Genomic DNA, 11525 nt, shown 5'->3' with positions numbered 1-11525 from the left:
GTGAAACAGCTATCCCTGCCCTGCTCGTAGGAATCCGATTCTCCCCACAAGCGGGAGGTACCCCCACCCCAGCCTGAAGGCTGGGGCATCCTCGGAGAAACCCGGTGGAAAGCGGCACCGGGTCCGCGCGCCGGCGTCCTGCGGCAGAGGCTCACGGACCGACACGTTCGGCATCCGGCACCCTGGGGTCGCAGACGGTCCGCCGCGCCGCGACGTCTCCCCAAGCCTCACGACTTGGGCTCAGGGTCCCGCTCGAAGTCCGGGAGCTCGGACGGTGGGTGCGTCGGTAGGCGGAGGATCGCGTGGGCACCGCCGTCGGGGGCGTTGGTGAAGCTGAGGTCGATGCCCAGTACGGCGGCCTGGCCGACCGCGATCGTCAGGCCGAGGCCGTGACCCTTGCCGCGGCCGGGGGCGTCGGTACGGAAGCGCTGCGGGCCGTGGTGCAGCAGGTCGTCGGGGTAGCCCGGCCCGTGGTCGCGGACCTCGATGGTCGGCGGGCCGCCGGATGGCGCGTCCACGGTGACCACGACCGGGGGCCTGCCGTGCCGGTGCGCGTTGATGACGAGGTTGGCCAGGATGCGGTCGAGGCGGCGCCGGTCGGTGTCGACAACCGTCTCGGCGGCGATCCGTACCTCGGTGTCCAGCCCGGTGGCGCGTACGGAGCGTTCGACCAGCGCACCGAGTTCGTACGCGGCGAGATCGGCGTGTTCGGCGCCCGAGTCCAGCCGGGAGATCTCCAGCAGATCCTCGGTGAGCCGGTGCAGCGCCCGCAGCCGGTCGTTGATCATCTCCTTGGGCCGGCCCTCCGGGAGCAGATCGGCCGAGGCGAGGATGCCGGTGAGCGGGGTACGCAGTTCGTGGGCGACATCGGCGGTGAAGCGCTGTTCGGCCTGGAGGCGGCTCTGCAAGGAGCCGGCCATGGAGTCCATCGCCGCGGCGACCGCCCCCACCTCGTCCTGTCCTGCGGGGCCGCCGCGTGCCCTGGGACCTGCGGTGTCGCCGACCCGCGCGTCGAGATCGCCTGCCGTGATGCGGCGGGCGACGGCCGCGGTGGTGCTCAACCGCCGGCTGATGCGGTGGGCGAGGAACAGTCCGGCGAGCGCGACGGCGGTGGCGGCGAGCACGGCCGAACCGAGGATGGCCGTGTCCAGCATCTCCAGGGAACGCCGGGTGTTGCCGTACGGCGACCAGACGGCCATCACCTGATCGCCCGCGGGCGCCGCCGCCCACATCACGGGCCGGCCGTGGTAGGTGCCGACCATGCTGCCGCGCTCTCCGTGGCGGGCCAACTTGTCCAGCGGGCCGGGGAGTTCGGGTGGATCGAGGACGGAGTTGATGCCCTCGCGGGAGGTGCCGTACTCGTAGAGGTCCAGGGCGGTGTCGAGGTCCGCGCGGGCTTCCTTGCGGACCTGGCCGACGGTCTGACGGGCCACCGCGTTGTGGACGAGGACGCCGAGGACGGCGGCGACCGCGCAGCACACCGCCGTCACGGTCAGCGCGATCTTCCACCGCAGCGAGACCGCCGGACGCCTCACGCCCTGCCCCCGACAGCCGTCGGCAGGAAGACCGGAGCATCGCGCACAACCGGCGCGCGTCCCACAACCAGAGGCTCGCCCGGAACCAGACCCTCTCCGGCCATCGGCGCCTCTCCGACGACGGCCCGGTTCCCGGCGACCGGCTTGCCCTCCGCGACCGGCTTGCCGTCCGCGACCGGTGACGGGCTCTGCCGGCCGCTGGGCGAGGGCGTCTGCGGTTTACGGGCCTCGTCGAGGGTGAGGTCCCACAGGCCCATCGAGTCACCGTCCCAGACGTAGTCGGTGACGCTGACGTAGCGCGGGTCCTTGGTGGGCTCGCGGATGGCGAGGTGCCCGGCCGCGAGCTCGACGCCGGCCAGAACACCGCGCAGCGCCAGCACCCGGGTGATGGCCTTGTCCTGGACGCTGTAGACGCGCAGTTCGCTGACGCGGGGGTCGATGTCGACGACGGTGATGAGGTCCGGTTTGCGGTCGTCGGTGAGGTCGTGAAGCACCGGGCGGCGTACGGAACTCGGCTTCGGCGGAGAGCCCCCGTCCGCCGTCAGGTCGGCGTCCAGCACCGTGAGTTCGTTGACGCCTGTCATGTCGCCGCTGGGGACGGGGACGAGGCCGGGTACGCGTTCGAGGGCGGCCGGATTGTCCTCCCGCCCGAGCGGCGCGGGCGAGTACTCCGGCCACAGGGCGAGCGGCGCCTTCACATCCCTGGCCCGCCCATCGCTCTGGAGACCTTCCACGCCCGCGCACCCCGCGACCAGGGCGAGCGGAATCAGCGCGACGACGGCAGACAGCGCCGTCCGCGTCCGCCACCTCCGCATGCCGCCACCGCTTTCATCGACCCGTCAGCCCACAACCCGCGCCCACACCCAGCCCTGCACCCCGCCTCCGTCAAGGAATGCGCAGCAGGCGACGCCGCCAAGGCCCGCGGAAGGCGAGCCGCGGACCCACGCACCCGAGCCGCGGACCGACGTACCAGGACATCACTGCACAGTTTGCGCGAAGTGTCCGCCCGGCGGTGGAGGGAACTCACGAGGCGGCCTTTCCCGTGCCTGTTATCAGCCGTTCGACGGGTCTCCGGCGGCCCCACCGTCACACGAATGACCCACGAGATCTCGCTGACTGTTACACAACAGATGGATCGCCGTTAAGGATGCTCCGTAGCGTTCCTCCCTCAGCGTGCCGGCGACCGAGCCTCTTCGGGCTCCGCTGTCGCGCACACCACCCCATCGGCGGCCCGAGCCGCCCACGACGAGGAGTACCCATGCGGGCCCAGCGCCGCTCCGTCATCCGTACCGCCGCCGTAGCGACCGGCGCGCTGGCCGTCCTGCTGCTTCCCGCGAGCGCCGCCTTCGCCGCCGACTCCACCGCGCCCACCGACGACCGGACATCGATCATGCTGCCCGACCACGGGCTGGCCGGACTGGCCGAGAAGGCCGGGCAACTGCCCAAGGCGGGCCTGATCGGTGGCGCGGGCGTACTGGGCGCCGCGGGCGTGGGCATCGCCCTGCACCGCCGGCGCCAGGGCGATGGCACGACCGCGACCCCCGGGGCACCGCGGAGCGGCCGCGCTCAGCGCGCCTGACACGAACCCTCGATCGGCGCACGGCGCGACCCGCCGCCGCCCTTGGCGCGTTCGCTCCACGCGTTCCCCTGGGCCGTGTCGTCAAAGTCCCGCCAGACGCTGCACGTCCTCGTAACCGGGAACGCCGCGGCCCGCCCTTTCGCCCGGCCGCTCCACCTCGTCCGTCCCCTCCGCCCCCTCCGCCGCGTGAGGCCTCGCCCCGGCACGGACGGACTCCGCCGCCGCGAGGGTCGCCTGCAGCGCCGTACGGAAGAGCAGCGAGCCGGTGCTGATGCGGCGTACCCCGAGGTCCGCCAGACGACTGACGGTGTGTCGTCCCGGGGCGAAGAGAATGTTCACCGGAGCCGGAATCGCGGCGACCAGCGCGGCCACGTCCTCGTCCGCGACCACCCCCGGCACGAAGACACCGCCCGCGCCCGCGGCCAGATAGCGCTCGGCCCGCGCGAGCGTCACCGACAGGGGCGGCGGATCGTCCGTCAACCAGTGTGTGTCGATGCGGGCGTTGAGGAACGCGTCCGGGGCCCGTTCCTTCACGGCTTCGATCAACTCCGCCTGCCGGGAAGGGTCCTGCAAACCGGCTCCTCCCGGCAGCCCGTCCTCCAGGTTGACCCCCGCGGCCCCGGCAGCCACCAACTCGGCTGCCAGCGAACCGACTTGCTCGCTCCGACCGAGCCCCCCGCTCCGGGCACTCCACGCGGCTTCGCCGCCGAATCCGCCCTCGATGTCGACCGTGTACGGGCACGGCAACCGGCGCGCGAGGCGTCGCGCCAGCGACAGTGTCGCTTCCCGTACCTCGACGAGTCCCTGGCCGTCGAGGTACCCGTGCGCCGACGCGATCCCCAGGCTCGTCGTGCCGACGGCCGCGTAGCCGGCGTCGGCGAGCGCGGCGGCCGAGGCGACGTCCCAGGCGTTGGGCAGCAGCAGCGGCTCGTCGGCGTGGTGCAGGGCGCGGAAGGCGGCCACGTGAGGCGCGACCGCCCGGGACGCCGAGTCCCCGGCAGCACGGGGGCCGGCAGAGTCGGCAGCCTGGTCGGCAGGGCCCGCACACCGGGCGGCAGGGCCGGGGCCAGGACGGGAAGAGGGTTCCGAGAGGATCATGCGCGCACCGTAGAGCCGAGTCGCTTCGGTGAACGCCGAAGCGTCGCGGCGGACAATGGACTCATGACCACTCCGCCCTACAGCCTCGAACTCGCCCGGTTGGCGGCACTGCTCGCCGACCGCACCCGGGCCGCGTTCTGCCTCGCGCTGCTGGACGGCCGGGCCTGGACCGCCGGTGAGCTGGCGGCGTACGCGCAGGTCGCGCCCTCGACGGCGAGCGAACATCTGACCCGGCTGACCGAGGGCGGACTGCTCGTCGAGCGGCGCCAGGGGCGTCACCGCTATGTGCAGCTCGCGGGCCCCCGCGTCGCGGAGCTGCTGGAATCGCTGACCGCCCACCTCGATCCGCCGGCGCCGCGGCCGAGCGGGCTGCGCGCCGCTAACGTCTCCGCGGCGCTGGCCCGTGGCCGGACGTGTTACGACCATCTGGCCGGGCGAATCGGCGTCACGATCACCGATGCCATGACCGGGCGCGGGCTGCTCGACCAGGACGGCGGCTTCGCCCTCACGGACGCCGGTCGGGACTGGTTCTCCGACGGCCTCGGCATTCCACCGGCGGGACTGCGCAGCGGCCGCCGCCCGCAGGCCCGTGGGTGTGTCGACTGGACCGAGCGACGCCGGCACCTCGCGGGAACCGCGGGTGCCCGGCTGTGTGAACAGCTGCTCGACCGACGATGGGTCCGGCGTATCGGCAGCGGCCGGGCCGTCCGCCTCACCCCGGAGGGCGCGACCGCCCTGCACGACCTCCTCGGCATCGACGGCGGGGCCGCGGGCCTGGTGTGAACGGGGCTATCCCCCGCACGCCCCCGGCCGCGCGTACACCGTGATCCGCGCGCCGTGGACCTGGCGGCTGCTGCACACCGCGAACGCGTCGCGCAGGGTGGCGCGTTTGGCGATTTCCTGGTCGTTGGCATCGACCGGCTGGCCGTCCGGGTCGCCCGCGACGACGATCCGGCGGGCCGCCAGCATCCGGTCGCGGATCGCGTCACCGGACCGCTCGGTGCCGTAGAGGGTGTGTGAGGCCAACGGGGTCTTGGCCACGGCGAGATCGTGCAGCCCGCGGAAGCCGTCCGGGTGCGCCGCGGCCCAGATCCGGCGCCGTGAGGGCATGAACAGCAGACCGTCGCCGGGCCGCGCCACCTCCCCCACGGTCCGCGCGATGGCAGTGACGTCGTCGACCCGGCTGTCCGGGCTGCGCAGGTGGACGTTGACGGGCAGCAGCGCGGCCAGGACGAGGACGAGCACCGTCGCCCACCGCACCTGCCGCCGGCGGGTCTGGCCCCGTTCGCCGATCGGGCGCAGCAACCGGGCCAGCGCGGCGCCGGCGAGCAACGCGAAGCCCGCGACGTAGTAGAGGACGTAGCGGTCGACGTAGGCCGGTTCGACGTGGGAGAGGAGCAGCAGGAGCAGAGTGGGGAGCAGCAGCAGCGGAATGCCGATGGCGCGCAGTCCGACCGGGCCGCGGGAGCGCACCGGGACGCGGGCGCAGGCGACACCGAGGACCGCGAGCACGGCGAAGGTCAGCAGCTGGATGGGGTCCGGCCACATGAGCCAGCTGATCTGCGCCGACTGCCGGGTGCTGAAGACCACCAGCGGGGCCGGTCCGGCGAGTACGGTGACGGAGGCGAGGGCCCAGGCGCGCAGGACCCGGCGCGGCATCCGCGCGAGGACCAGGGCGGCTCCGTGGGCGGGCAGCGCCAGCGAAGCGAACTCGTGCAGCAGGCAGGCGAACAGCATCAGCGCCGTGTAGCCGATCCACAGCCGCGGGCGGGGGCGGGCGGCAGCCAGGACCAAGAGGTAGGTGGACCAGACGACCAGCGCGCAGACCGTCGCGTACGAGCGCCCCTCCTGCGCGTACTGCTGGACGACGGGGATCAGCGCGAAGGCGAGACCCGCACACAGCCCCGCGCGGCGTCCGACCAGTCGCTGCCCCAGTAGCGCGATGCCCGCGGCGGCCAGCGTCATGGCGACAACGGACGGCAGCCGGAGGCCGATCGCCCCGCCGAGGGTGCCGCCGAGAGTGGCGTCGTAGCCGAGGAACCAGAGGTGCATCAGCGCGTAGTACAGGCCGTGTACGACGTCGACGTGCTGCAACGTCGGCCACAGGTCGGCCAGGCTGCGGTGCGCCATGTCGTAGGTGACCACCTCGTCCCGCCATATGGCGTCCTGACGGCGCACACCCCAGGATCCCAGGAAAAACATCAGCCCCGAGGGCATCAGCACCACGGCGCCCTGCGCCGCCCATGTGCCAGGGGCGGTTTCGGGGGGCGCGAACGTCTTCTGGGCCTGCGCTACGTCGATGACGGTCTCCGGTCACGTACGGGACGCACTGCTGGGGGACGGCGGGGACAGCGGGACCGCCAGGATCGGCAGGACCGCTGGAACCACAGATACTGCCGGAAGTGCTGCTGCCTCGGGGAGCGTCGGCAGCCGGTACTGCCCGGTGGCGCGGGGCTGCTGGGGTTACTGGTGCCGGTGATGCTGCGGCCGGCGCTGTCGTACTGGTTCTGCTGGTTCTGCTGGTTTCCGCTGGTACGGCCGGCGCTGCTGGTACAGCCGACACCGCTGGTACGACTGGCACAGCCGGTACGACGTGCACGGCTGCTGCTTCTGCCGTGCGGTGGGGGTGGTGGTGCGGTGGGGGCGGTGGTGCGGTGAACCCTGGAGAAATGGATCGCCGAGGCGGTCGGGGGGGCTCCGGGCCGGATGAGCCTGCCGGCGCGGCCCGGAGCCATTCGGTCACCCGATCCGCGTCAGCTTCGACCCGAACGTCGGCTCGGTCAGGTCCTTCTGGAGCGCCACCGGCACCTTCTGCAGGCTCGCGCCGTTGCCGACCGTGAGCACGCCGACCCGCGTCCCGGCCTTCGCCGTGTGCGGAACGGCCTTGCCGCCGTCGCTCATGGAGAACTTGGCCTTCATCCCGGGCCAGCCGACCGCCGACAGGTCCTTGGTGGCGACGACCGGAGTCCGGCCACCGAGGCCGTCATCGACGTAGCCGACGACCTGACCCTTCTTCACCACCTTGTCCGACACCAGCGCGTCCCGCGTCGCGGTGATCACCTTCGCGCTGTTCTGCAGCACCAGCTTGAGGTGGGCGTTGGAGTCGGGGCTGTTGGTGCGCTGATCCATCATCACGCCGAGCAGCAGCTGGTCCTTGCCGCCGACGGTCCGGTACGCGGCCCACATGAACGCGCCACCGGCCGGCGAACTCGACCCGGTCTTGATGCCGCGCACCACGCCCGGCATCGTCGTCAGCAGGCTGTTGTTGTTGTAGAGCGTCGTCGGCAGACCGTCGATCTTGACGTTCTCGGTGGCGACGACCGCGCGGAACGCGTCGTTCTTCATCACCACTTCAGCGAGCTTGAGCTGGTCGACGGCGGTGCTCACGGTCGCCTGGTCCAGGCCGCTGGGGTCGGTGTAGGTCGTGTTGGTCATCCCCAGTTCCTTGGCGGCGGCGTTCATCTTCTTGACGAACGCCTCCTCGGTGTCGGAGTCCCAACGCGCGAGCTGCCGGGCGACGTTGTTGCCGGACGGGATCATGAGCATCTGCAGCATCTGGTACTGGTTGAACTGCTGCCCCGCCCTGAGCGGCACCCGCGACTCGTCCTTCTTCTTCGAGTCGGCCTCGGCCTCGGGGTCGATGCGGATCGTCTCGCCCTTCTCGTCCTTCTTCAGCGGGTGATCACGCAGGATGACGTAGGCGGTCATCACCTTGGCGACGCTCGCGGTCGGTACGGGCTTCGCCTTGCCGGACGTACCCAGGCTCCCGACACCGACGACCTCCGTCGCGGTCTGTCCCTGGTCGGGCCACGGCACCGACAGCTTGCCGCCCTCGAAGGTGAACGCCGTCGAAGAACCGACGGCGAGCTCCGGTGCGGGCAGCGGGCGCGCCGACTGGGCGACCACGAAGATGATGCCCATCAGGATCACCAGGGGGGTCCAGATCTTGAACCGGCGTACGACCGTCCGCAGCGGGGTCTCCGGCGGCGGCGGGGTGTTGGTCAGCCGCGCCAGCAGATCGAGCGGCGGCAGCGGCTCCTGCCGGGTCCTCTCGGACTCCGGGAGAGCACCTGGCTCGGCCTGGGGCGGGGCAGCGGTGGCTCCGGTGCTCGCGGCGGCGCCCGCGGTCGGCGGGGAGCTGGGGCGGGCGGGCTTGGCAGGCTCGGCCTCCGCGGGGAGCGGAACCCCTGCCCCGGCGGCCTTGTCGGGGGCTTTCTCGGGGGCCTTGTCGGCGGCCTTGTCGGGGCTCTTGCCCGGGGCACGGGCAGGCGTCCGGTCCGCCGTCTTGCCGAGCGACTTCTCCGCCGCACCGGCGTCCGTCGACTTCAGCGCCACGAACTGGCTGGTGCGCTCGACTTCCCGCTCCGCCGGCCGAGCGCCCTTCGCCTCGGAGTCCTTCCCGGCCTCGTCCTCGGAGTCCTTCCCGGCCTCGCTCGCGTCGCCGACCTTGTCGCCGGCCTTTTCGCTGCCCTTGTCGCTGTCCTTACCGCCGGCCTCGGTGCCCGTCTCACCGGCGGCCTTGGCGCTGCTCTTGTCGCCGGTGTCGGGCTTGCTGCCGCCCGTCCCAGCGGCCGCGCCCTTGCCGTCCCCTGCGCCCTTGGCCTGACTCCCAGCCTCGGCCTCGGCCTCGGGCTCAGACTCGAGAGCGGCATCGGCCTCGCTCTTGCTGGTGCTGCCGGTGCTCGTGCGGCCGTCAGCGGGCGGGGCGATCTTGAAGGCGGTGGTGGGCTGGTCGACGGCGCGGTCACCCGCGGACGCCACCTTGGACTTCGCGATCGCGAACACACGCGTCGCCTCATCGACCGCCGACCCCTCGACCTCGGCCTCGCCCTCGGCCTCGTCGCCACCGTCGGCGCCGCCGGTGCCACCACCCTTGGGGCCGCCCTTGGCGTCGCCACCCTTGGCGCTGTCCTTGGTGCTGCCCTCGGCGCTGCTGCTCTTGCTCTTCTGGGTCCCGACGGTCTTGAACACAGCCGTCGGCTGATCCACAGCCTTGGACCCAGAACCGGTTCGAGACTCCGGCTCGGCCTCGGGGTCAGCCTTGGGCTCGGCCTTGGGCTCGGCCTTGGGCTCGGACTGGGAGGCATCCCCGGACGCACGATCGGCATCGCCCGTGACCCCAGCCTTGGAGTCCGCCTTGGAGTCGGCCTTGAGGTCAGCCTTGGAGGTGGCGTTGGGGTCGGCCTTGGCCTTCGCCCCGCGAGCGGACTTCCCCGCACCGCCGGACTTCGCCGCACCGCCCGCCTTCGCCTTGCCCCCAGCCTTCGGCTTTCCCTTCCCGGGTCCCGCCTCGACCACGGGCTCAGCCTCGGCCGCGACCGAGGCCCCGCCTTCCACCTGCCCCTTGGCATCAGGCTTTGCAGCCGACTTCGCACTCGCACGCACATTCGCACCCGAGCTCACGCCCGAGCCCTCACCCGCGCCCGAAGCGGCAGCCGCCGTCGCATCCGCCTTGCCCCCCGACTTCGCCCCCGCCTTTGCGTCGGCACCGCCGGCATCATCCGAGCCGCCGGACCCGGGCTCGGCATCAACATCGGCGCGTGCGTCGGCGTCGACGTCTCCGCCTGCATCTGCGTCTGCGTCGGCGTCCGCGTCGGCACGACCGGCCTCTCCGGCCGGCTCGGCGTCCTCGTCACCCTTGCGTGCGACCCAGGCAGCCACTGCGTCCCGCAGACGGTCGTCGCCGCCTCCCGGGCCGCTCTCGTCGCCCTCGGCCGCCTGAGACGGCTCAGACGCCTTCTCCGCCCCGTCCTGCTCGCCCGCCCGGCCGTCCGAGGACACGCCGTTCGCCGAGGACGCGCTCTTGTCCGCATCGTCGGCGCCCTTCGAGCGCTCAGCGGACTCCCCGGCTGCCGGCTCGGCCTCCGCCTGCTCCGCCGGTTCGTCCGGCTCCCCGCGGAAGACGGTCAGGCGCGGATCGCGTGCGCTCCGCGCCGTCTCCCCCGACGACTGCTTCTTGTCCGACTTGTCGGGGGACTCGCCCGCCACCGATGTCTCCTTCGTACGTCGCACTGCTGCCTGGCCCAGTGTTCCCAAGTGTCCTGTGTACGCGTGGCGCCGCCTCGCCGCCACGCGAAACCAGTCCCTGCCGCACCCCACGGAAGTTGTCGCCGACGTGCTAGACGAGAACGACATACCTACCGGTTCCCTATCGAACCCCCCACGCACCCTCGACAGATGAATGTGAGAGGGGTCACCCTGTCATTCATCCACGCGGGGAGGCATGGATGGGCAGGAGCCGCAGAACAATTCCGGAGGAGCTTCTGCTGCTCGCTTTGGACCCGACAACGGGCACCACAGCGCAGCCGCAGTCGCTCGACCTCGGCCTGGCCGGGGCCCAGCTAGTAGAGCTGGCTCTGGCAGGACGGATAGCCCCAGACGGGGATCGTATCGCCGTGGTGATGCCACGGCCGACAGGAGATCCGACCCTGGACTCCGCACTCGAACTGCTGCGCCGACGCGGCAGTCCGGTACGCGCGGTCCACTGGATCGGCGGGCCCCGACTGGGGCTGCGCCAGACGTATCTCACGCACCTGGAGCGGTGCGGCATGGTGCATGCCGTGGCGGGACAGATGTGCGGGGTGCTGCCGACGACGCGCTACCAAGCGACGGAGACGGCCATCAGCCGGGAAATCAGGGCCCGGCTGGACAACGCGATCCGCACCGGCGTACCACCGGACCCGCGGACCGCGGCGCTCGCCGCGCTGGCCCATGCGGTCGGACTCGGTAAGCACCTCTACCCGGGGAACGAAGGGCGTTCATCGCGCTCCCGCCTCCGGGATCTGATCCGGCACGACCCGATGGGCGGGCTGGTCGCGCACGCCGTCATGGATGTGCAGAACGGAGTGGGCGCGCAGCCACGGCGGGCACAGGCCGCCGCGGTAGCGGGCGCAGCTCCGGGACCCGTCCGGCAGCCGGCGGCCCGGGCCACGGCGGAACCGGCCGGTATGCCGGGCCCGTCTCGGCACGGCCACGGCAGCATGGCGCGCGTCGGCGCCCGCTGACGTACGCCACCGCGCACGACGCCGCGCACCACAAGCCCGCGCGGTGCACCACCGAGCACGGCCGCACCATCGATCAGGGCACACACGCACCACCGAGCACGGCCGCACGACTCGCTCCACCCGCCGCACGCACCCCGTAACAGGGGGGCGCGCCGGCGGGTGCGGGCGCGCGTGCGTGAACGTGCCCGCACCACCGTCCCCACCGTCCCCTTCGGGAGCCGCAGCAAGAACGCGCGGGGTGGGGGGGGGGGGGGGCCGCCCCCCCCCCCCCCCCGCCCCCCCCCCCCCCCCCCCCCCCCCCCCCAACCG

9 protein-coding genes are annotated in these 11525 nt (G+C 72.5%); 4 read left to right on the top strand and 5 right to left on the bottom strand.

Going from position 1 to position 11525, the window contains the following annotated elements:
• Positions 1–227: 227 nt before the first annotated feature.
• Positions 228–1535: a sensor histidine kinase gene (locus tag ACH4FH_RS01790; protein WP_398553727.1), complete on the bottom strand. Its 1308-nt coding sequence runs from the start codon at positions 1533–1535 to the stop codon at positions 228–230.
• Positions 1532–2350: a hypothetical protein gene (locus ACH4FH_RS01785; RefSeq protein WP_398553726.1), complete on the bottom strand. Its 819-nt coding sequence runs from the start codon at positions 2348–2350 to the stop codon at positions 1532–1534. The genes ACH4FH_RS01790 and ACH4FH_RS01785 overlap by 4 nt, the downstream gene beginning before the upstream one ends.
• Before the next feature lie 443 nt (positions 2351–2793).
• Between ACH4FH_RS01785 and ACH4FH_RS01780 the strand changes: the two genes are divergently transcribed.
• Positions 2794–3114, top strand: coding sequence for a hypothetical protein (locus ACH4FH_RS01780; protein ID WP_398553725.1), 321 nt, complete (start codon positions 2794–2796; stop codon positions 3112–3114).
• 81 nt (positions 3115–3195) lie between these two features.
• Here the strand turns inward: ACH4FH_RS01780 and ACH4FH_RS01775 are convergent, their stop codons facing one another.
• Entirely contained in the window at positions 3196–4077 is an 882-nt protein-coding gene (locus ACH4FH_RS01775) for an isocitrate lyase/phosphoenolpyruvate mutase family protein (RefSeq protein ID WP_398553724.1), read from the bottom strand.
• A 198-nt stretch (positions 4078–4275) separates the two neighbouring features.
• On the opposite strand from ACH4FH_RS01775, the gene ACH4FH_RS01770 reads away from it, so the two are divergent.
• Positions 4276–4995, top strand: coding sequence for an ArsR/SmtB family transcription factor (locus ACH4FH_RS01770; protein WP_398553723.1), 720 nt, complete (start codon positions 4276–4278; stop codon positions 4993–4995).
• 6 nt (positions 4996–5001) lie between these two features.
• Here ACH4FH_RS01770 and ACH4FH_RS01765 read toward each other — a convergent pair whose 3' ends face one another.
• Positions 5002–6429, bottom strand: a complete 1428-nt coding sequence (locus tag ACH4FH_RS01765) for a glycosyltransferase family 39 protein (protein ID WP_398553972.1) — start codon at positions 6427–6429, stop codon at positions 5002–5004.
• 252 nt (positions 6430–6681) lie between these two features.
• On the opposite strand from ACH4FH_RS01765, the gene ACH4FH_RS01760 reads away from it, so the two are divergent.
• A complete protein-coding gene (locus tag ACH4FH_RS01760; RefSeq protein ID WP_398553722.1) occupies positions 6682–6870 on the top strand; it encodes a hypothetical protein in 189 nt (62 codons plus the stop codon).
• A gap of 81 nt (positions 6871–6951) precedes the next feature.
• On the opposite strand, the gene ACH4FH_RS01755 is transcribed toward ACH4FH_RS01760, so the two are convergent.
• Positions 6952–10200, bottom strand: coding sequence for a D-alanyl-D-alanine carboxypeptidase (locus ACH4FH_RS01755; RefSeq protein ID WP_398553721.1), 3249 nt, complete (start codon positions 10198–10200; stop codon positions 6952–6954).
• Between the two features lie 239 nt (positions 10201–10439).
• On the opposite strand from ACH4FH_RS01755, the gene ACH4FH_RS01750 reads away from it, so the two are divergent.
• Positions 10440–11216 carry a GPP34 family phosphoprotein gene (locus ACH4FH_RS01750; protein WP_398553720.1) on the top strand — a complete coding sequence of 259 codons (777 nt, stop codon included), beginning with the start codon at positions 10440–10442 and terminating at the stop codon, positions 11214–11216.
• Positions 11217–11525 lie beyond the last annotated feature (309 nt).

The organism is Streptomyces sp. NPDC017993 (assembly GCF_044328065.1).
GTDB lineage: Bacteria > Actinomycetota > Actinomycetes > Streptomycetales > Streptomycetaceae > Streptomyces.
Note: the sequence above shows the minus strand (reverse complement) of the source record. Positions and strands in the feature narration are given on the sequence as shown.